16 protein-coding genes and 1 other annotated feature are annotated in these 22380 nt (G+C 27.9%); of the genes, 9 read left to right on the forward strand and 7 right to left on the reverse strand.

Translation table 11 applies throughout. The annotated features are described in order from the left end of the window. Nucleotides 1-112 precede the first annotated feature (112 nt). The 4 genes from LLF98_RS04960 to LLF98_RS04975 all read left to right on the forward strand — a co-directional run bounded on the left by LLF98_RS04960 (nt 113) and on the right by LLF98_RS04975 (nt 5368). Nucleotides 113-1723 (forward strand): IS1182 family transposase, encoded by a 1611-nt coding sequence (locus LLF98_RS04960; RefSeq protein WP_291701486.1) that lies wholly within the window; start codon nt 113-115, stop codon nt 1721-1723. Nucleotides 1724-2034: 311 nt separating this feature from the next. After that, nucleotides 2035-2763 carry an HAD-IB family hydrolase gene (locus LLF98_RS04965; RefSeq protein ID WP_291701456.1) on the forward strand — a complete coding sequence of 243 codons (729 nt, stop codon included), beginning with the start codon at nt 2035-2037 and terminating at the stop codon, nt 2761-2763. Between the two features lie 14 nt (nt 2764-2777). Next, on the forward strand, nt 2778-3515 hold the full coding sequence (locus LLF98_RS04970) for a ribonuclease H-like domain-containing protein (protein ID WP_291701458.1): 738 nt from the start codon (nt 2778-2780) through the stop codon (nt 3513-3515). A gap of 191 nt (nt 3516-3706) precedes the next feature. Further along, the gene (locus tag LLF98_RS04975; protein WP_291701460.1) at nt 3707-5368 is read left to right on the forward strand and encodes a glutamine--tRNA ligase/YqeY domain fusion protein; all 1662 of its coding nucleotides are present in this window, start codon (nt 3707-3709) and stop codon (nt 5366-5368) included. Between the two features lie 105 nt (nt 5369-5473). On the opposite strand, the gene gltX is transcribed toward LLF98_RS04975, so the two are convergent. Both gltX and LLF98_RS04985 read right to left on the reverse strand, forming a co-directional pair. Beyond that, the gene (gene gltX / locus LLF98_RS04980) at nt 5474-7135 is read right to left on the reverse strand and encodes a glutamate--tRNA ligase (RefSeq protein WP_291701462.1); all 1662 of its coding nucleotides are present in this window, start codon (nt 7133-7135) and stop codon (nt 5474-5476) included. Between the two features lie 52 nt (nt 7136-7187). After that, nucleotides 7188-7410: a binding site (T-box leader), on the reverse strand. A gap of 146 nt (nt 7411-7556) precedes the next feature. Further along, nucleotides 7557-8435, reverse strand: coding sequence for a ComEC/Rec2 family competence protein (locus LLF98_RS04985; RefSeq protein ID WP_291701464.1), 879 nt, complete (start codon nt 8433-8435; stop codon nt 7557-7559). A 468-nt stretch (nt 8436-8903) separates the two neighbouring features. Between LLF98_RS04985 and LLF98_RS04990 the strand changes: the two genes are divergently transcribed. Next, on the forward strand, nt 8904-10655 hold the full coding sequence (locus LLF98_RS04990) for a phosphoenolpyruvate carboxykinase (RefSeq protein ID WP_291701466.1): 1752 nt from the start codon (nt 8904-8906) through the stop codon (nt 10653-10655). Nucleotides 10656-10687: 32 nt separating this feature from the next. Here LLF98_RS04990 and LLF98_RS04995 read toward each other — a convergent pair whose 3' ends face one another. Then, entirely contained in the window at nt 10688-11449 is a 762-nt protein-coding gene (locus tag LLF98_RS04995) for a putative ABC transporter permease (RefSeq protein WP_291701469.1), read from the reverse strand. A 226-nt stretch (nt 11450-11675) separates the two neighbouring features. Then, entirely contained in the window at nt 11676-12143 is a 468-nt protein-coding gene (locus LLF98_RS05000) for an Lrp/AsnC ligand binding domain-containing protein (protein WP_291701471.1), read from the reverse strand. A gap of 274 nt (nt 12144-12417) precedes the next feature. Here LLF98_RS05000 and LLF98_RS05005 point away from each other — a divergent pair, with 274 nt between their 5' ends. Beyond that, nucleotides 12418-12738: a hypothetical protein gene (locus tag LLF98_RS05005; protein ID WP_291701473.1), complete on the forward strand. Its 321-nt coding sequence runs from the start codon at nt 12418-12420 to the stop codon at nt 12736-12738. 108 nt (nt 12739-12846) lie between these two features. Here the strand turns inward: LLF98_RS05005 and LLF98_RS05010 are convergent, their stop codons facing one another. Continuing rightward, complete coding sequence (locus tag LLF98_RS05010; protein ID WP_291701474.1) at nt 12847-13851, reverse strand: histidinol phosphatase; 1005 nt, start codon at nt 13849-13851, stop codon at nt 12847-12849. Nucleotides 13852-14006: 155 nt separating this feature from the next. Here LLF98_RS05010 and LLF98_RS05015 point away from each other — a divergent pair, with 155 nt between their 5' ends. Further along, a complete protein-coding gene (locus tag LLF98_RS05015; RefSeq protein ID WP_291701476.1) occupies nt 14007-14507 on the forward strand; it encodes a gamma carbonic anhydrase family protein in 501 nt (166 codons plus the stop codon). Between the two features lie 117 nt (nt 14508-14624). Beyond that, entirely contained in the window at nt 14625-15461 is an 837-nt protein-coding gene (locus tag LLF98_RS05020; RefSeq protein ID WP_291701478.1) for a S1-like domain-containing RNA-binding protein, read from the forward strand. 118 nt (nt 15462-15579) lie between these two features. Here the strand turns inward: LLF98_RS05020 and LLF98_RS05025 are convergent, their stop codons facing one another. Beyond that, nucleotides 15580-16995: a spore germination protein gene (locus tag LLF98_RS05025; protein WP_291701480.1), complete on the reverse strand. Its 1416-nt coding sequence runs from the start codon at nt 16993-16995 to the stop codon at nt 15580-15582. A 263-nt stretch (nt 16996-17258) separates the two neighbouring features. Here LLF98_RS05025 and asnB point away from each other — a divergent pair, with 263 nt between their 5' ends. After that, the gene (gene asnB / locus LLF98_RS05030) at nt 17259-19106 is read left to right on the forward strand and encodes an asparagine synthase (glutamine-hydrolyzing) (RefSeq protein WP_291701482.1); all 1848 of its coding nucleotides are present in this window, start codon (nt 17259-17261) and stop codon (nt 19104-19106) included. A gap of 145 nt (nt 19107-19251) precedes the next feature. Here asnB and LLF98_RS05035 read toward each other — a convergent pair whose 3' ends face one another. Continuing rightward, on the reverse strand, nt 19252-21864 hold the full coding sequence (locus tag LLF98_RS05035) for a calcium-translocating P-type ATPase, PMCA-type (protein ID WP_291701484.1): 2613 nt from the start codon (nt 21862-21864) through the stop codon (nt 19252-19254). Between the last annotated feature and the right edge of the window lie 516 nt (nt 21865-22380).

A 22380-nucleotide genomic window follows, 5' to 3' on the forward strand; every position in this document is an offset into this window, starting at 1 on the left:
AAAGGGGCTGTTGCAAAATAGAAATATAATTTCTATTTTGGACAGCTCACTTTTTTACAAAAAAGTTAAGAGCGGACTCCTAAAAATCCGCTCTTTGTTGTATAATTTATTCATGTTAACTAACAAATTAATACAAAAGAATTATAACAATAATACAAATATTTATCAATTAGTTTTTCCGGTAGAAGTAGGAATGCTAATTGCAGAAGATGATTCAGTTAGACTTCTAAGCGAGATTATGGAGGAATTAAATTATACAGAATTGTATAAGGCGTACTCTACCAAAGGTAGAAATCCAGATGTCGAACCGAAAAATCTATTCAAAATATTAATTTATGCTTATATGAATGATATTTATTCTAGTAGAAAAATTGAAACTGCTTGCAGAAGAGATATAAATTTTATTTGGCTTTTGGAAGGGCAAAAAGCACCGGATCATTGTGCTATTGCAAGATTTAGAACTGAAAGACTTAAAGATGGAATAATAGATAATTTATTTGGTCAACTAGTCACAAAACTAAGTGAATTAGGTGAAATTCAATATAAAAACATTTTTATAGATGGAACAAAAATCGAAGCGAATGCCAATAAATATACTTTTGTTTGGAAAAAAGCAACAAATAAGTTTGAGGCAAAGTTACAAATAAAAATAAGCAATTTAATTGAATCTATTAATAAAGAATTTGAGACTACATATGATTTTGGTGATTCTAAAATTACAATAAGCGAACTTGAAGAAATTAAAGTATTTTTAGACGATAAAAAACTTGACGCTAAAATAGAATTTGTAAATGGCAAGGGAAAAAGAAAAACTCAAATTCAAAGGTTTATAGAAAATATTGAAGAATTTATTCAGAAGCAAAGTAAATATGATAATTATAATGAAACTTTTAATGGAAGAAATAGCTTTTCTAAAACTGATAAGGATGCAACTTTTATGCATATGAAAGAAGATCATATGAGAAACTCACAACTAAAACCTGGTTATAATGTTCAGATTGGAGTTGAAGCTGAATATGTTGTGGGAGTTGATATCTCAAGTGAAAGATCTGACCAACTTACACTAATTCCTTTTCTTGAAAAGTTACAAGAAAAGCTACCACAAAAATTTGAAAATATAGTGGCTGACGCCGGCTACGAAAGTGAAGAAAATTATGTTTATTTAGAATATAATAATCAAAATACTTTTATAAAGCCACAAGCATATGAAGGAATGAAAAAGAAAAATTTCAAGAATAACATAAGTAAACGTGAAAATATGATTTATGATGAGATAAATGACGAATATATTTGTCATAACAATAAAAAATTAAAGCCGATTGGAACTAAAATAAGAAAGTCAAAATCAGGATATGAAGCGGATGTAACCATCTACGAATGCGAAAGCTGCAATGATTGTGAGTATAAATCAAAATGTACGAAAGCTAAAGATAATAGAAAAATGCAGGTATCTAAAACATTTATTGAAAAAAGACAAAAATCTTTAGATAATATAACAACATCAGAAGGAATTCTATTACGAATGAACAGGTCAATTCAAGTTGAAGGTGCTTTTGGAGTTTTAAAAGAGGATTATGGATTTCGAAGATTTTTAACCAAAGGGAAAAATAATGTGAAGATTGAATTTACACTATTATGCTTTGGCTATAATATAAACAAACTACATAATAAGATTCAAAAAAATAGATGCGGTTCATTATTGCATAAAAAAGAAATTGCATAAAACATAGAAATTAATATAAAAATTTGGAGGTTTTGAAATCTCCTTTTTGTTATGTTCAAAAATAATTATTAACTCAAAATGGACTCATTTTTATCATAGATTTTTACTCTGTTTATTCAAAAATACATAAAAAGAGGATGTTGCTCAAAATGATTTGAAAAATCATTTTGCAACACCCCCTTTAATTATGTTGGTTAATCTTTGACTTATTATTTTATTTAAGGTACGTAAATTAATTTCATAGTTTTTATAAGCTTTTCTGAATTGCAAAAATAAAGTATAATAAATTAAGTAAAAAGGGATGTGATGAAATGTCAAATATAGGTGCTTTTTTTGATTTAGATGGAACTCTATACAGAGAAGGGTTAATAACTGAAGTATTTAAAAAAATGGTTAAATATGAGATTATAGGGGAAGAAAGATGGTATAATGATGTAAGACCTTATTTCATGAAATGGGATAAAAGGCAAGGTGATTATGATAATTACCTTTTAAAGATGATAGATATATATATTGAATCTATTAAAGGATTGCAAAAATATCAAATGGACTATATAGCCCAAAAAGTTGTTGAGCAAAAAGGTGATAGAGTATATACTTTTACAAGGGATAGAATAAAGTGGCATAATGCTAATAAGCATACTTTAATAATAATATCAGGATCACCTTCAGAACTTGTGGGTGAAATGGCTAAAAAATATGGATTTACAGATTACATAGGTGCGAAATATACTATAGATAATGAAGGCATATATACGGGAGAAGTTATTCCAATGTGGGACAGTAAAAGTAAATCTAAAGCAATAAATGATTTTGTTAAGAAATATGATATCGATTTGAGTGCAAGTTATGCTTATGGAGATACAGCGGGAGATTATACTATGTTTAAAAATGTGAAACACCCTTATTGTATGAATCCAACTAAGGAGCTTTTGCAAAAGGTACTAAAAGATAGAGAATTAATTAAAAAAATTAATGTTGTAGTTGAAAGAAAAGATGTAATATATAACTTAGACATTGAAGATATACAATTCTTATAGGAAAGAGTGATACCGTGATTATTCGTGAAAACAAGGTGAAGGTGGAATCATATAATAATGAATTTATGATGAAATTGGAGGAAAAAGAGTATAACCCAGAAGAACTTATCTTCTTTGATCTTGAACATTATGTTTATAAGAAACCTAAATGTATTGGAGTATTCGGTGCATGTGAATATGATAATAAAAATAAGAATATATTGGTTACTCAATATATGATTGAAGATAGAGATGAAGCGATAAATATATTACATCTTGCAAAAGAGTATTTTATAAGAATGAAGGTGAAAGGTAAGAAAACAATAGTTACGTTTTCTGGGAATAACGATTTTACCGTTATTAATTATCTTTTTAAGGAAAATGGAATAGAGTATAATTTTACCGAAGAATTTGATTCAATTGATATTCAAAAGGAATATGAAAAAGAAAAAAAGGTATCTACAGGGCTTAAAAAATTAGAAAAGGTATTCGACATTGAAAGAGAAGGTGACGTTATTAGTGGCTCTAATTTAGCAAAAACCTTTCATAAAGTTATGAAAGATAAGAGTTATTTTAAAAGAATGCCAGAAGAAAAAATAGAAAAAATTCTTCTTTATAATGAGCAAGACGTTATAAATCTATATTATATATATGTAAATTGGAAAAAATATATTTTTGAAGATGTTATAGAAGAAAGCGACTTTGAAGAAGATATAGAGGCGATAGAAGATATAGAAGAAGATTATGATAATAAAGAAACTATCTCAAAATAGTTATTTTGAGATAGTTTCTTTATTATTTTATTAACAACTTCAGGCAATTAGAATAAATTTATCTTTATTTTTTCTTTATATTAGATTAAAATTATTATTAGTAAAATAACAATATAGTTAAGAGAGGATGTTATTTTAAGTAAGGAATATTCTCTTCTTAATTAAAATACACTTATAAGTGAGGTAATATTATGTCAAACGAAATTAATTCGTCTAATTTTATAAGAAATATCGTTATGGAGGATCTAGATAGCGGTAAACATAAAGAAATAATTACTCGTTTTCCACCAGAACCTAACGGCTACTTACATATAGGTCATGCTAAATCTATTCTTTTAAATTTCGGTTTAGCAGATGAGTTTAAAGGAAAAACTCATTTAAGATTTGATGATACGAATCCTGTTAAAGAGGACACAGAATATGTTGAATCAATTAAAGAAGACGTAAAATGGCTTGGTGGAAATTGGGATGAACTTTTCTTTGCATCGGATTATTTTGATGAAATGTATAACAGAGCTGTTTTACTAATAAAAAAAGGTAAAGCGTATGTTTGTGATTTAACTGCTGAAGAAGCTAAAGAGTATAGAGGAACATTAACTAAGCCTGGCATGGAAAGCCCTAGCAGAAATAGATCTGTTGAAGAAAACTTAGATTTATTTGAAAGAATGAAAAATGGAGAATTTGCTGATGGTGGAAAAGTTCTTAGAGCTAAAATAGATATGGCTTCACCAAATATAAATATGAGAGATCCTATTATATACAGAATATCTCATTCTACTCACCATAATACTGGTGATAAATGGTGCATATATCCTATGTATGACTTCGCTCATCCGTTAGAAGATGCTATTGAGCATGTAACTCACTCAATTTGTACTTTAGAATTTGAAGATCATAGACCACTTTACGAATGGGTAGTAAGTGAATGTGAAATGGAAGCTTCTCCAAGACAAATAGAATTTGCAAGGTTAAATATTACTAATACAGTTATGAGTAAGAGAAAGCTTAAGCAATTAGTTGATGAAAAAGTTGTTGATGGATGGGATGACCCTAGAATGCCAACTATTTGTGGACTAAGAAGAAAGGGTTGCACTCCAGAGGCATTAAGAAACTTCTGTAGCGCTATTGGAGTTGCTAAAGCTAATTCTATCGTTGATTCTCAAATGTTAGATTACTTTGTAAGAGAAGATTTACAACTTAAAGCACCACTAGCTATGGCTGTATTAAATCCTCTAAAACTTGTAATAACTAATTACCCTGAAAATGAAACAGAAATGCTTGAAATAGAAAATAATTCTAAAGATGAGTCACAAGGTACTAGATTAGTTCCGTTTTCTAGAGAAGTATATATTGAAAAAGAAGATTTTATGGAAATTCCACCTAAGAAATACTTTAGACTATTCCCTGGTAATGAAGTTAGACTAAAGGGAGCATATTTTGTTAAATGTAATGAAATAATTAAAGATGAAAACGGTGAAGTTACAGAAATTCACTGTACTTATGATCCAGAAACTAAGAGTGGTTCTGGCTTCACTGGTAGAAAAGTTAAAGGAACTATACACTGGGTAGATGCAAAATCTTGTGTTCCTGCTGAATTTAGATTATTTGAACCATTAATATTAGATGATGCTGAAGAAAATGAAGGAAAACACTTCCTAGAACAAATAAATCCAAATTCAATGGAAATATTACAAGGCTTCATCGAACCAACAGCAATTAAAGACGCTAAACCTCAAGATAAATTCCAAATGGTTAGAAATGGCTTCTTTATTGTAGATACTAAGTATACTACTGCTGAAAAATTAGTATTTAATAGAATAGTATCTTTAAAATCATCATTTAAATTAAGTTAGGCATATTTACTTGTTATTCTTTATTATGAAAACGAACATTCTATTAAATAAAGATAAATTAAAAGACACAAAACATTTAAAAATAAAATGTTTTGTGCCTTTTATTTATATACTTAAAAATTTATCAAATCTGCTTCTAGTCTTTTCTTCGCCAATTATTTGCATTATAGTATAAATATCAGGTGAATTAGTTCTATGTGTTAAGGCAGCTCTAACTGCTCCTGCAACATCAGAAATCATACCTTTATATTGATCTGGATTTGCTTTGAAATCTTTTCTATTAGCACAGTATCCAAGTCTAAGTCCGATTTCCTTTAAATCATCAAACCAAGCTTCTTGGCTTTCTACATTAAAGTTAAATTCATTTTTATAAGTTTCTACTACAGCCTTAGCAGCTTCTAATATAACTCCCTTTGGTAATTCTATTTGTTCTGCGATTTCTTTATCAAATAATTCATCAAAGAAATAGAATACCTTATCTTTTACTTCATCCCATTTAGCAAAGTCTTTTCTTGGTTTTGGGCCTTCTTTATCTATATTGAACATTTCTTTTGCCATAGTTTCATTTTCTGTAACTAATTTATACATTTCTTCATCAAACTCTTTAGCCCAAGCTGTATAATTTTCATAAACATCAGTAGCTTTCATAGCAGCTATGCGATCTTTAGATACGTCATTTAATTTAATTAAATCAAATAATGCTCCACTCTTACCCATCTTCTCTAAGTGAATTTCAAATTCATGATAATCAGCTTTAGGATTTTCAGCTCTCCATTCTTCAAAAGTAGAATTAACTATATTAAGTAAATATTCTATTACTGTTATTGTTGGGAATCCAACTTCCTTATAATATGAAACAGCAGCTTCTGCATCTTTTCTCTTTGAAAGCTTTCTTTTTGATCCACCATCTTGCTTCATTATTGTTGGGATATGAGCATATCTTGGAGCTTCAAAGCCTAAAACTTCAAATAATTGAACATGTATAGGAAGTGAAGATAACCACTCTTCTCCTCTTATTACATCTGTAGTTCTCATTAAGAAATCATCTATTGCATGGGCAAAGTGATATGTAGGAAGTCCATCTCCCTTAATAAGTACTATATCTTGATTATTTTCTGGGAATGATATATCACCTTTTATTAAGTCATGGAATTCAACTCTCTTTTCTGAATCTCCTGGAGATTTTAATCTTATTATATATTGTTCTCCATTTTCAATTCTCTTTATAGCTTCTTCTTCAGTTATATTTCTGAACTTAGCATATTCTCCATAGTAACCGGGAGTTATTTTATTAGCTACTTGCTTTTCACGGAGTTCTGCTAATTCTTCTGGAGTGCAGAAACATGGATAAGCTACCCCTTTTTTTAATAAATCTTTTGCAAATGTATTATATATATCAGCTCTTTGACTTTGTCTATATGGGCCATATTCACCTTTAGAAGTTTCTTGACCTGTCATACCTTCATTAAAGTCCATACCGAAGTTATGCATAGTTGCTACAGTATCGTCTATTGCACCTTCAACTTCTCTTTTTTGGTCAGTATCTTCTATTCTTAAGTAAAAAACACCTTCACTTTGACTTGCTAATCTTTCATTTATTAATGCAGCAAATACTCCACCTATATGTTGGAATCCAGTTGGGCTTGGCGCATATCTTGTTACCTTTGCACCTTCTTTAAGATTTCTCTTTGGATATTTTTCAATATAATATTCAGTTGTATGTTCAACATTTTCAAATATCATATTTGCTAATTTTTCAAAATTCATTAATTACATCTCCTTTAATTATAAATATAAAAAAGCCTTTCATCCTAAAAATACTTAGGACGAAAGGCTAACTTCCGCGTTACCACCTAAATTGATTAATTTATTTAATCCACTTAATTATCTTTAAGGGAATAACCCCATAAATATACTCCTCGTATAGACTTTCTATTTATTGCTCCAAAGCTTCTTTCAATAGTTTTAAATTCTAGGATTACACTATCCCTAGATCTCTTAAAAATAAAATACTATTTACTCTTCTTCTTCAACGCATTTTATTGAATTTGTAATTACTACTTACAAAACACAAATCAATTATACATTTTGAAAATACTAATGTAAAGATAATTTGTTTTTATATAACAAATAAATTTAAAATATGCCTAAAGTTCTATGCAAGCCAAGAAAGGGCATAAAAGTTAAATTATTTTTTTGATATCTTTGAACCGTCAGAAGAAATTACTACTGTTCCATTTTTATCAGTTCTGTATATGGTTACTTTATTCTCATTTAATTGCTTAATAGTGTCATCATTTGGATGATTATAGATGTTATCTTGACCTACAGAAATTACTCCTATTGAAGGATTTACTTTATTAAGGAAATCTTTTGTGGTAGAAGTTGACGAACCGTGATGACCAACCTTAAGAACATCAGCACTAATATCTTCATTAGTACTTAGCATTTCCTTTTCAACATCTTTTTGAGCATCTCCAGTAAATAAAAATGAAGTTTTCCCATATTCAATTTTTATAACTGGCGAATAATTATTCAAATCCTCATAAGAATCTTTAGTAGGCGAAAACACTGTAACTTTAGTATTTTTACCTAAATTAATAGAATCCATACCTTTTTTTATTACATTTATTTTTAAATTCTTAGATTTTAATGCTTCTACCATTTTTTCAAAAGTCTTTGTTGTAGATTCAACTTTTGGTGCATAAAAAGCTAAAACATTGTAATCATTTATTATATCAGCCATGTTACCAATATGGTCTTCATGTGGATGAGTTGCAATTACATAATCTAATTTGTCTAGGCTTAAAGTAGATAAGTAATTTAAAAGCTTTTTTTTATCTGATTTAGGGCCAGCATCTATTAAAAGATTTTTATTATTTACCTGAATAAGAATAGAGTCTCCTTGACCTACATCTATGTAATGTACAATCATGTTATTGGATTTAATTTGATTATTTTTATTAGAATCATTTACTAGAAGATTACAGCCTATTGTTAAAGAAGAAATTAGTATAACTATAAATAATGTATATAAATACTTTTTTTTAAGATAATTCTTACTCATAAAGTTGAATTCTCCTCCTTATCATACAGTTTTTTTACAAATGTGAGAGAAAGTAACAAATATGCTGACTATATAGTTATTTTTTGAATATGCCTTATATCATTGTATCATTATTAATAATATTTTAGAAATACAGTAGGGAATATTTTTAAAAATATAAAATTGAAATATTTCAATAATCGTAGTAAATACGAACAAGATGACAAAAAATGAATATAATATTCATATAATTCATTGTTGTTGCTTATATTAGTATAATAAGGATTGTAATGGATATATTCGTTTTTATGTGTAATTAAATTTAAATCCTGATGTGATATTTATTTGCGATTACTTAGTGAATATGCAATAAATGAAAAAAGTAAGCTTGAATATTGCAAAAAGCGTGATATAATTAATTTAATATGTGGAAATTGAAGAAAAAATGCAATATTATAGTTAATAAAATTTCATGTGGGGGGCAAAAAAATGAAAAAAGAATTTTCCATGAGTAATGACAAAGTGATGATAAACTTTACAGCGAAGTACTGTAACAGTTTTGAATCTATATTAGAAAGTGATGGATTTAGACGAATTTTAGAGGTTTATTTAAGAAGGGCTAAAAAGAGAAATTCAATATCATATAGATACTTAAATGAAACCTTAGATACAGAGAGTCTTCTAGATATTAGAAGAGATTTAACGGTGCTAATAAAATATTTAACAGTTATGAGTGTGGAAGAGGTTGTTGAAATTAGTGTAGCCTATTCAAATTTATTAGAAGATAGGGATAAATTTATAGCATTTATAGAAGACTTGTATTTATTTTGGAGAAAACTTGAAAGATATACTATAGTTCATAGATATAAAGTTCAAGAAGGTCTTGCTGCTGTTAGTTTTACAGAAGCAAATGCTAAGTTTTCTACATTAATTTTAAAGTTATATAGAAAAATTGAAAAGCATGTGGCAGGATATCAACCAAAGGTTTATAGACAGATACCCGCAGGGGGAAATGCTTGTATTATGATTCACGAAATGGAATGGGTGAGACCAAAGGGTTATGAAGTATTAGATGAAATACCATTTATAGATCATATTCTTTTAGAAACACCATTTATTACTTACCCTAAGAAAAATACAAGAGATGGTATGTTTACAGAGATAAAATATAATCCGTTAAAATATGCTCAAATAAATAAGGAGCATTGGTTCTGCTATCCAGCTAAAATAGGTGGATTACTTACTTTTATTTATTTTCATAGAGATTTTATGGAACATGGAATAAGTTTATGTAATTTATTTGAAATGGCAAGAAGTGAAGAGACAAGAGGCAGAAAGCCAGATATTATTTATGTGTTTGGAGCTAAAGATGATGGAGAAGAACTGAAAACAGTATTTTATGATGATGATGAAAATGATATGATGCTTGGATATGTAAGCCATTCTGAAAAAATTGATTATTTTGGTTATATAAAGAAGATGACACTAACACTCTACAATTTAATTATGATAAAAAGAGACTTTTTACCAATACATGGATCGATGGTAAATATTATTCTTAAAAGTGGAGATGAAGCTAATGTCGTTATTATGGGGGACAGTGGTGCAGGTAAGTCTGAAAGCTTAGAGGCATTTAGAAGCTTAAGTGAAGATTACATTTCAGACATGACAATTATCTTTGATGATATGGGTACATTTAAATTAGAAGATGGTGTTATTAAAGGATATGGAACTGAAATTGGTGCTTTTGTTAGATTAGATGATTTAGATCAAGGATATGCATTTAAAGAAATGGATAGAAGCATATTTATGAATCCAGATAAGATTAATGCAAGATTAGTTGTGCCAGTAGCATCATATAAAGAAATATCTAAAGGACATCCAATAGATTTCTTCTTCTATGCGAATAACTATGAACGTGTTGAAGATGGAGGTAAATATTTAAATTACTTTGGAACTCTAGAAGAGGCAATAAAAGTATTTAAATCAGGTGCTAGAATGGCTAAAGGAACCACTACTGAAACAGGATTAGTAGAATCATTTTTTGCAAATCCATTTGGACCAGCTCAAAAACAAGATGAAACGAATATTCTTATTGATAAATATTTTAAAACTATGTTCGAAAAAGGGCAAGTTAAGGTTGGACAAATTAGAACTTGCTTAGGAGTAAATGGTCAAGAAAAAGATGGACCCAAAAATGCAGCAATAGAATTATTTGATGAAATAAAGAAAATGAAATAAAAGTAAAAAAAGATTAAAGTAATTATTTTACCTTAATCTTTTTTGAATTTATCTATCAAAGATTTAAATACATGGTTGAGTGGTTTATATGATAGATTAGAGAAGTTGTGTTTTAATTGTTTATTATTTAAATTAAATTTAAATTTATCAACAAGAGATTCGAAAGTTCTAATTTTATCAATAGCTTTCTCTCTTGTAGAATTTAATAAAATACTAGGTTTCTCCAATAAAAAATTAACTGGTACAATTTGAAATGCATAAAACATTTTTTCAAATTGCATTAAAGAAGCTATAGTAAAGCAAAAATCAATAATTAAATAAATAACAATAATAGAGATAAATATGTCTCTTAATACTTCAGGAATATTCATAAGTAGATCATTAAGAATAGGATGTATAATTCTAATTATAACAACTTCACTAGCACCCCAAAGTAAGGAATAAAGTAAACAAACTCGACCATGTATATTAAATGGATCATCAGTATAGTCCCACCATTTAGTTTTAAAGGTCTTTTCTAATATATAGCCTGTAAAATATTCTAAAACTGAAGTTAACACACAAGCTAAGAAAAATAATTTAAAGATATTATTTTTATAGCTATCAAGAAATATTATAAGAGATACAACTCCAAAACCATATATTGGACAAAAAGGACCATATAGAAATCCTCTATTAACAAATTTATGTTCATTTTTAAAATAATATAAAACTTCAACACACCAACCTGCAAAAGAATAAAAAGCAAAGAAATATATTAAATCATAATAACTAAAATTCAATATCGTACGCAAATATATACCTACCCCCTAATAAAATATTAAGTATTTAGAATATATATATTATATATCAAAATACAATATAATAATATTAATTTTACATTAAAATTTTCTTAGGATATAGTTAGGAAAATTAATAGCAATAAGAATTAAAACATATTCCTTTTATAATATACGTATAGTATATTATAAAAGGAATATGTTTATTCTACATTTAATAAAAGGTTTATAAATAAATTTTTTATAATGAAATATTTCTATCTATAGGTTGAGATAGAGAAACAAAGGTATCAGTTCGTTGGATTCCATCAATATTGTTTATTTTATTAAGTAAAACATCTTGTAAATCTAACATATTAGTACAAACTATTTTTGCAAACATAGAATAGCTGCCTGTAGTTAAATGTAATTCCACAACTTCATTTATATGTGACATTTCATTAAATACAGCATTAAAAGAAGAAGTTTTATCAACATATATTCCAACAAAACAACATACGTCATATCCTAATTTAGGAAGATTTAGAAGTATTCTAGAGCCCTTTATTATCCCAATCTCCTCCATTTTTTTCATTCTCACATGAATAGTACCACCACTAACATGACATATTCTTGCAATTTCCAAATAGGGTGTTCTGCAATCTTTTATTAATAAGTCCAATATTTGTAAGTCTAATTCATCTAAATTATTATTTGAAACTAAAGTCATTATATCACCTCACATTATTTATATAATATACTTTTTTAATTTTATCAAATATATAGGGAAAATTAAATATAAAAATATATAATTGTAAAAATAATTTTTATAATTTTGATATTTTAATAAAATTTATTGAGTTCAGAATATGGTAGAAAATTATAAAATTTGAAATAAACTAAAAGGAATACTTGATAATAGTTTATATATAAATTATTATAACTATATAAGGTATATTAAAAAATAACAAGTAAGTATGCTTTTTTAGGGGGATGTGTAACAGATGAGTTCTTTAATAACAATTATTTCATTTATAGTAATGTTTGCAATTATATTGGTGGCTTATGTATTATGTAAAAACTTTGTATTTGGTAAAGTACGCATAAATAAGTGGATTCTTTTATCAATATCTATAATATTATTTATAGCTCAAATATTATTAAGTACTACAAATAAATATATTTCAATTGGACTATCAATATTTGCATTATTGTTTTTACTATGGTTTATGGATAGTATACAAACAGGTGGAACTAAAAAGAAAGAGAAGCAAATAGTAATTAAACCAAAAGCCAAGCCGAATAGAGTAAAGAAAATTAAATAAGTTGGATATAAAAAAGAAATAGAATGTATAATTTATAGAGCTAGCAAAGTTGTGTAATTATAAATTCTATTTCTTTTCATATAAAGCATATGAAATACTAGTGAATTTTTAGCTTCTAAAGATGGGAGAGCTAATGGCAATCTTATTATTATCTAATGTTATTTTTATTATATACCACAATTCATTTTGAAGAGCTTCATGATTATATAAATATTTTACTTTATTTAAGTTCAAATCAGTTATTTTTTTCACTATAATTCCACCAATAGAAATAATATCAATTTCTAATATTTTATGAATAGAGTCATGAACAAAAATTGAAAATTGCAATTCTTTATCTTCTGATGGGATTATATCGCCCATAAAATTATCATTTATTGTAAAGTACATAGTTAAGGTTCTGGATTCAGTTGAATATGTGTGGCGATTTCTAAAAGCATTGACTAATGAAGTGCTTGTAAGTTCGTCTGCAATTACACAAGTTAAGTTTTCATCGTCGCCAAAGTTTAATTTGTGATTGTCTTGGCCATTTATGGCACCTAATTTCCAACCATTATCAAGTAAGTAATAATAATATTTTTCATATCTTAAATATTTGTTAGGAGAGGAACCATTACCAACTTCTATAGAAGTTATTAATTTATTCAAAATAGGATTATATTCTAAATATTCTATTGTTTTATGTGGATGATTAATTGAAACAAATGCAGTGGGGTTGTTAAGCATCCAAAGAACTAATAATTGAAGATTGGTTACTGTCCCTGTGAAGAATCTATTAGAATTTATTACATTAATATCCCCAAAGGGATTAGTTTTACTTTCAAAGCCTATTAATGCTAAAAAGTTTTCATGTTTTTTATTATAACGTGAAGCTGAATATTTAGCTGTATCCCATTTACTTAATTCAACGCCTTTTAATTTCACAGTCTTAGTTAAATAATTATTATGATCTGTTAAAATTAGAAAATCAAGACCAGCATGCCTTGCATAATCAAAAGCTTCTATAGGAGTGCCACGTCCAGTTGAAAAGCTACAGTGAGCATGGGGGATGCCATAATAGAAATTTAAATCATCTATATTAAAGTTGTTTTTAATTGATTTTTTTTTGCCCAATATTATAACCTCTAAAAATTATTTATAATATATATATATTGCAATTAACAATTCACAATGCACAATTTATAAATATGAATTGTCAATGATCAAAATAATGACAATAACTAAATGTAATGTTAAAATAACTATAGAATATCAATGGAGTGATGATAATGATAAAAGAGTTTAAAGATAAAAGTCCTAATCTGGACAATGAATTATATATTGCAGAAACAGCAGTAATTATTGGAGATGTAACACTTAAAAAGAATGCAAATATATGGTTTGGTGCGGTTCTTAGAGGTCATGAATCACCTATAGTTATAGGTGAAAATACTAATATTCAAGAAAATTGTGTAGTACATGCTAATTATGGTAATAATGTAGTTATTGGAGAGGGTTGTACTATAGGACATGGCGCAATAATACATGGATGTAATATCAAAAATAATGTTTTAGTTGGAATGGGAGCTATAATATTAAATGGCGCTAAAATAGGAAATAATACTATTATAGGTGCAGGGAGTTTAGTAACTCAAAATAAAGAGTTTGAGGATGGGGTATTGATTCTTGGCAACCCTGCAAAAGTAATAAGAAAATTAACAGAAGAAGAAATTGAAGAGAATAAAAAGGCTTGTTTAAGTTATTTAGAAGTAAGTAAGGAATTTAAATAAGATTAAATATACTTTGATTAAATTAGATAAATTTTCTTTGAATTAAAATACTCAAGAAAATAAGGGAAAGCAAAGATATTGATTAAATTTATTAGAATTAATGGAGGAAACAATAATATGATAATAGTTGGAGAGTACAATAAATTAAAGGTAAGTAAAAAGGTAGATTTTGGATATTACCTTGAGGATAACTTTGGTGATGAAGTTTTACTTCCTAATAGTGCAGCAAAGGGAAATGAAATTAAAGAGGGAGATAAATTAGAAGTATTTATTTATAGAGATTCTAAGGATAGATTGATTTCAACTTTAAAAAAACCACTTATTACAGTCGGTGAAATTGCTTATTTAGAAGTTGTGAGCCAAAATAACATTGGAGCATTTGTAAACATTGGACTTGAGAGAGATTTATTTGTTCCGTTAAGAGAGCAAGGTTTTAAGCTTAAAGAAGGTAAAAAATATTTATTTTATATGTACGTAGATAAAACTGATAGATTAGCAGGTACAACAAGAATAGATTCATACTTGGCTATAGCAGAAGAAGGTAAGTATAAGTCTTCTGATGAGGTTAATGCAATAGTTTATGATACCTGTGAAAATGGAACTTTAAATGTAATGGTTGATGAAAAATATAGAGGCTTAATATTAGCAAACGAACATTTTGATTACATATATCCAGGTCAAGAAATAAAAGCAAGAGTTAAAATAATTTACGAAGATGGTACCCTTGGAATAACAACAAGAAAAAAGCGATTAGATGAAAGAGAAGTATTAACAGAGAAAATACTTAAGTATCTAAACGAAAACGGAGGGTTTATGCCATTTAATGATAAATCTTCTTCGGAGGATATAAAGAAAGAATTTAATACAAGTAAAAATTACTTCAAAATGACTCTTGGTGGATTAATGAAACAAAAGTTAATAGCACAAGATAAAGAAGGAACTAGACTTCTATAAAGCAACGTTATTAAAAAAGACAACAAGTAAGTATGTCTAAATAAAGAAGGTATTTGAAAGTAGATATATTATCTTTCAAATACCTTCTATTATTTATTACATAAGGAATAAAAATAAATTATTGAACATCTTTTGAAATTTTTGTTCTGAATAATAAATTTTTAAGCTTTTTCCAATTAAATGGTATTAATGGGTAGAAGTATTTGTCACCTGCTACTGTTTTAGTAGTTCCCATGATTATAAGTAAAATTACAATACCGCCTATAAATCCCCAAAATCCAAACATTCCACAAAGTATTAATAATAGCATTCTTTCAAATTTTATAGCAAAAGTCATTTCTATACTAGGCTGAGTAAAATCTCCAAGAGTTACTGTAGCCATATATAATATAGACTGAGTTGTAAACCAACCTGTTTTTATTGCATATTCACCAAGAATTAAACCTCCAATTAAAGAAAGTGCGCCTCCAAGTGGACTTGGAGTATTTATACCCGCTAATTTTAATACATCTACAGCGAATTCTAAAAGTATCAATTGAATTACCATAGGAATAGCAAAGTAGTCTTGAGGTTTTAAAAAATCAAAAAAAGTTGGCAAGAAAACATTGCCGTTTACAAAAAGTAAATAAAGAGGAGTCACTAAAATAGTTGATAATAATGTTATATTTCTAATGATTCTTAAATAGTTGCCCGTAAATACTGGGAAATAATAATCATTTACATCTTGTAAAAAATCAAAAATTCCAGTTGGAAGAATCATAACATTTGGAGAGTTATCTACAATAACTATTATTTTTCCTTCAACTATATGTGCAGCAGCTATATCAGGCCTCTCAGTATATCTTACTTTTGGAAATGGATTAAGCCAATTTTTTTTGCACATAATATCAATTAAACTTTGATCGCCAAGAGTTAAGGCTCTTATATCTAATTCTGATAAACTATTAACTATTAAATCATGTACTTTATTGTCTGCGACTCCATCAATATACGCAAGACAAACATCTGTTTTTGAAATATCACCAACGGAATGCATTTCAAAAACTAATCTAGGATCTCGTATTCTTCTTCTGATAAAAGCTGAATTAAATACTAATTTTTCTACAAAGCCATCTCTTCCACCCCTTAAAGTTTTTTCTTTTTCAGGTTTTGATGAATCTGCTCCTGGATAAGTACGTAGGTCAAGCGCTATAAATGAATCGAAACCTCCAACAAACATTATTGTTTGACCAGTTAATAATGCATGTATAATTTTTTCTAAATCACTTTGTTTTTCAATAGATACATGAGGAATTTCATTATTCATAAAATCTTCAATTGTTGAATAGGAATTCATAGTTTCAGAAGATATTTTAAAAAATGATCTTAATATATCTTCCATAATATTGTCTTTAATAAAACCATTCAGGAAATATAGGACAGCGTCACGTCCTCCTACTACAAATGTTCTTTCAACAATATCGAAACTTTTATCTATGGCTAAATGGGAATGGATTAATTCAATATTTTGTTTGCAATCACATGTGACATTCAAATTATCTAACCTTCTCTCTCTTATGAAATATTATACAGATAGTATGTGATATATTAAAAAATTGTATTCATGAATTATTTTCTTAAGTATGAAAGAAGAATACTTAAAAAAAATATGTATAAAACTCTGAAAAAAAATCAGAGTTTTGCACAACCTACACATTAAGTCATATTTTAATAGTGTAAGGCATATGAAAAAAATAGACTAGCATACTGACTTGTTATTTTTTTAATACGTCTAAATACTATTAGAAGGTGAAATAAATGTGCGGTATTGCAGGATTAGTAAATTTCAAGCAAGATATAGTACAAGATAAAGGAATATTAGAAAAAATGATAAAAACATTGGAGAGAAGAGGTCCAGATGCTAAGGGTTATTATATTTCTCCAAATGTTTTATTAGGGCATAGAAGATTAATTGTAGTGGACCCAGAGGGTGGCGTGCAACCAATGACTAAAATATTTCAAGGTAAAAAATATACATTAGTTTATAATGGAGAACTTTATAATACAGAAGATTTAAGAGAAGAGTTGAAATCTAACGGATTTACTTTTGATTCTTACTCTGATACTGAAGTATTGCTTACATCTTATATTTGTTGGGGTAAAGAATGTATTAATAAATTAATAGGTATTTTTGCTTTTGGAATTTTTGATGAAGGTAAAAAAGAAGTATTTTTAGCTAGAGATCAAATGGGAGTTAAACCATTATTCTATACTATGAATAATAATACTCTTATCTTTGGCTCAGAAATAAAGACTATTTTAGCAAATTCAAGAATTAAAAGAGAAATTGATAGAGATGGGTTGACTGAAATATTTGGACTTGGACCTGCTACAATACCAGGAAGTGCAATATTTAAAAATATAAAAGAAGTTGCACCTGCAAATTGTCTTTTGATTACTAGTGATAATAATATTAAAACGTGGGAATATTGGAAAGTGGAAGCAAAGGGATTTCATGAAACTCCAGAAGAAGCAATAGTTCATACAAGAGAATTACTAACAGATGCAATAAAAAGACAATTAGTTGGAGATGTACCAGTTTGTACATTTTTATCAGGAGGATTAGATTCTTCAATTATTTCCAAAATAGCGGCAGATGAATTTAAAAAACAAGGAAAGATACTTACTACTTATTCTATTAATTATGAAGATAATGAAAAGTATTTTAAATCATCATTATTTCAACCTACATCAGATGAATATTGGTCAGAAGAAATGTCTAAATTCATTGGTAGCAATCATAGAAAAGTAGTTTTGAATCATACAGATTTGGCAGTAGCGTTAAAAGATGCTGTGATTTCAAGAGATTTACCAGGTATGGCAGATATTGATTCATCTATGCTATTATTTTGCAAGGAGATTCGTAAAGACTTTGTAGTTGGCCTTACTGGAGAATGTGCTGACGAAATTTTTGGAGGATATCCTTGGTTTACAAGAGATGAAATGTTCTATTTAGATACCTTTCCATGGTCAAGATTTGTTAGTGATAGAAAAGCTATAGTGAATAAGGGTTTAAAGAATATGCCACTAGAAGATTTAGTTAGAACACAATATGAAAAATCTTTAAGTAAAGTACCTCATCTTGATGGTGAAAGTAAGAGAGATTATAGAATGAGGGAAGTATCTTATCTAAATTTAAAATGGTTTATGGTACAACTTCTTACTAGAAAAGATAGGGTTAGTATGTATAATAGTTTAGAGGCAAGAGTTCCATTTGCAGATATTAGATTAGTAGATTATGCTTTCAATTTGCCTGCAGATGTAAAATTATATAAGGGCCGAGAAAAAGGATTACTTCGAGCAGCATTTGAAGGAATATTGCCAAATGACATTATATACAGAAAGAAGAGCCCATATCCCAAAACTCATAATCCAATATATACAGATATAGTATGTAACATGATGACAAAAATATTAGATGATAAATCATCACCTATTCATGAACTCATTGATGATAAGGTAATTAGAAAAATTGTAGCAACTAAAGGAGAATCATATAAATCACCATGGTATGGACAACTAATGACAGGACCACAATTAATTGCTTATTTAATTCAAGTGAATATTTGGCTTAAAGAATATAATATTAATATAATTGATAATTGATAATTATCAATTAAGGAAGAAAAGCCTATGAGCCTTTCATTAATTATCAATTTAATAAGGTTCTGCGATTAAGCAGAACCTTATTATTAGTTATATTTAAATTTTACAGAGCCTGATGCAAAATATATATCGCATCTTTGACTTGTTATTTTATATGCCTTATAAGTTTGAATAATTCATTAAGTATAAATGGTATAAAAGATATACAAGTAACTATAATCCAATCTCTAACATTTAAAGTAAATACATTAAATACTTGAGCAAAGAAAGGAATTATAATAATCAAAAATTGAATTAAAATACCAAGTAAAACTGAAGCTAATAAATATTTATTTGTAAAAAATCCGATTCTAAAAAGGGATTTTTCTTTGCTTCTCATAGAAAGTGAGAAAAATAATTGAGAAAAACTTAATACTACAAAGGCTAAAGTTTGTGCATGAACTAAAGAATTCATATATAAATTTTCACCAATTTTGAAAGCAATTAAGGTTACAGCTCCAATTAATACTCCGTTTAATGCTAAGAATATTCCCATATTATTTGCAAAAAGAGATTCTTTTGGATCTCTAGGAGGATATTCCATTACACTTGAATCTTTCGGATCTACACCAAGGGAAAGAGCAGGGAAACTATCAGTTATTAAATTTACCCATAAAATATGAATTGGCAATAATGGAGGATTGAAGTTGAATAAAATTGCTATGAAAAGTGCAACTATTTCACCTAAGTTGCAAGATAAAAGAAACATTATAGATTTTCTTATATTATTATAAATATTTCTACCTTCTTCTACTGCACTTACTATGGTAGTAAAATTATCATCTGTTAAAATCATATCAGCAGCACCTTTAGCTACATCAGTGCCAGTAATCCCCATAGCAACTCCGATATCAGCAGCTTTTAAGGAAGGTGCATCATTAACTCCATCACCAGTCATGGATACAATATTTCCATGAGATTTAAATGCTTTTACAATTTTAACTTTATTTTCAGGTGAAACTCTAGCAAAAATTTTATAATTATTAACTATTTTATTAAAGTCTTCATCGCTATAAGTATCAATTTCACTTCCGATCATACATTCATTTAAATTTTCTGCTATACCGAGTTCGCTAGCAATTGCAAAAGCAGTATTTTTATGATCACCAGTTATCATGATAGGAGTTATACCAGCTTGTTTGCATAAAGCAATAGATGGTTTGACCTCTTGTCTAGGTGGGTCTATCATTCCCATTAGTCCAACAAACACTAAATCTTTTTCCAATGAATTTAAGCTAATATTTTCAGTTGCTATATCTTTATAACTTAAGCCAAGAACTCTTAAAGCTTCATCAGACATTAAATTAGAAAATTTCAGTATTTCATCTTTTTTATCCTGTGTAAAATCAATAATTTCTCCGTTAAATAATATTTTATTTGAAAGTTTAAGTAACTGATCAATAGCACCTTTCGTAAAAACCTTAAACTTAGAGTCATATTTATTTACTGTAGTCATTAATTTTCTATCTGAATCGAAGGGCACTTCATCAATTCTAGTATGAAGTGAATTTAAGTCTTCTTTATATAAGTTAAATTTAATTCCTGCATCTAAAAGAGCTATTTCAGTAGGATCACCTGTTTTTGAACCATTCTTTGAAGTAGCATCGTTACATAAAATCATGCCTTCAAATAATAATTTGGTATTATTATTATTTAAATCACAATCGTCTATAGATAAAATTGTATTATTTATACAACAGTTCTTTATTGTCATTACATTTAAAGTTAAAGTTCCTGTTTTATCAGAACATATTATATTTACAGAACCTAGCGTTTCTACAGCTGGAAGTTTTTTTATTATAGAATTTTGTTTTATCATTCTTTGAACACCCATAGCTAAAACTATAGCAACTATAGCAGGAAGTCCTTCAGGAATTGCGGCAACAGCTAAACTTATAGCAGTTAAGAGCATTTCAAACCAATCTCTTCCTTGAAACATAGAAATGATAAATATCAATATACAAATTCCAACAGCTCCAAAACCTAAAGTCTTTCCAAGGGAGGCTAATCTTCTTTGAAGAGGAGTAGTATTATCATCCTCTTTATTTAATAAATCTGCTATTTTACCTATTTCAGTATTCATACCAGTATTTATAACTACTCCAGTTCCACGTCCATAAGTAACTAAAGTAGACATAAATCCCATATTAAGTTGATCGCCTATAGGAATGTTTTCAGCTGAGTTTATTATATTGCTATTTTTTTCAGCAGGAACAGATTCACCAGTAAAAGCTGATTCATCAATTTTCAAATTTGCACTTTCAATTAGTCTTAAATCAGCAGGAAGATATCTTCCTGCATCTAAAATAATAATATCACCTACAACAACTTCTTCAGAAGGTATCTCTTTTATATTTCCATCTCTTTTGACTATTGCTTTAGGAGTAGACAGTTTCTTTAATGCTTCAAGGGATTTTTCTGCCTTTGACTCTTGGATAACTCCTATGAGTGCGTTTATTAAAATTACAATCAATATAATAACAGCATCACTATATTCTTTCATAAAGGCAGAAACAAGAGCAGCACCTAAAAGTATATAAATCATAACATCATTTATTTGAGATAAGAAAAGTTGCCAGGTACTTTTTTTCTTTTGGGAGTTTAATTTATTTTCCCCATTCTCTTCAAGTCTTTTTTTTGCTTCTAATGTAGAGAGCCCAGTACTTGAGTCTACATTTAATTTCTGCAAAATATCTTGTGAAGTTTTATCAAACCACATAGATAACATCACTCCATTTAAAAAATTAATATATGTATATATATTAGAAGTTTTGCAAAATTATATACATGGGAAAAAATGAAATATATATTTTATGATTAAAATATAAGTAGAGAAGAAATCAGCATTTTGATATAATTAGGTATATTAGGCACATTAAAAAATAATTAATTATTATACAGGTCTATTTTGAATGTTTATATAATTGTTTTTTATGTACCTTAGGTAGGTAATTGCGAAACTCATTTATAAAACTGAATAAAAATTGATTAGAAATTGCAAAAACATCATTAATTGATGGAAAAGTTGCTTTTATACAATTCCAATGGTTTGATTAGCTAAAAAAGGGCGCACAAAATAAAGCAAAACTGCATTCTAATTTTTACAAATAAAGTTTATGCTATTAATGGCTTAAGGCTTCGTATATATTCATGTTTATGTATTTTATCTGCTACGATGACTGTTATTAGTTGAGTTATTCCAGCTAGAAGTAAATCAGCATGAAGCGTTTGCTCA

The organism is Clostridium sp. (genome assembly GCF_021372645.1).
Taxonomy (GTDB): Bacteria; Bacillota; Clostridia; order Clostridiales; family Clostridiaceae; genus Clostridium.

Excerpts from the sequence above, each read along its gene's own strand:
- LLF98_RS04960 (WP_291701486.1), top strand. The coding sequence starts at position 113 with ATGTTAACTAACAAATTAATACAAAAGAATTATAACAATAATACAAAT.
- LLF98_RS04965 (WP_291701456.1), top strand. The coding sequence starts at position 2,035 with ATGTCAAATATAGGTGCTTTTTTTGATTTAGATGGAACTCTATACAGA.
- LLF98_RS04975 (WP_291701460.1), top strand. The coding sequence starts at position 3,707 with ATGTCAAACGAAATTAATTCGTCTAATTTTATAAGAAATATCGTTATG.
- gltX (WP_291701462.1), bottom strand. The coding sequence starts at position 7,135 with ATGAATTTTGAAAAATTAGCAAATATGATATTTGAAAATGTTGAACAT.
- LLF98_RS04985 (WP_291701464.1), bottom strand. The coding sequence starts at position 8,435 with ATGAGTAAGAATTATCTTAAAAAAAAGTATTTATATACATTATTTATA.
- LLF98_RS04990 (WP_291701466.1), top strand. The coding sequence starts at position 8,904 with ATGAAAAAAGAATTTTCCATGAGTAATGACAAAGTGATGATAAACTTT.
- LLF98_RS05000 (WP_291701471.1), bottom strand. The coding sequence starts at position 12,143 with ATGACTTTAGTTTCAAATAATAATTTAGATGAATTAGACTTACAAATA.
- LLF98_RS05005 (WP_291701473.1), top strand. The coding sequence starts at position 12,418 with ATGAGTTCTTTAATAACAATTATTTCATTTATAGTAATGTTTGCAATT.
- LLF98_RS05015 (WP_291701476.1), top strand. The coding sequence starts at position 14,007 with ATGATAAAAGAGTTTAAAGATAAAAGTCCTAATCTGGACAATGAATTA.
- LLF98_RS05020 (WP_291701478.1), top strand. The coding sequence starts at position 14,625 with ATGATAATAGTTGGAGAGTACAATAAATTAAAGGTAAGTAAAAAGGTA.
- asnB (WP_291701482.1), top strand. The coding sequence starts at position 17,259 with ATGTGCGGTATTGCAGGATTAGTAAATTTCAAGCAAGATATAGTACAA.
- LLF98_RS05035 (WP_291701484.1), bottom strand. The coding sequence starts at position 21,864 with ATGTGGTTTGATAAAACTTCACAAGATATTTTGCAGAAATTAAATGTA.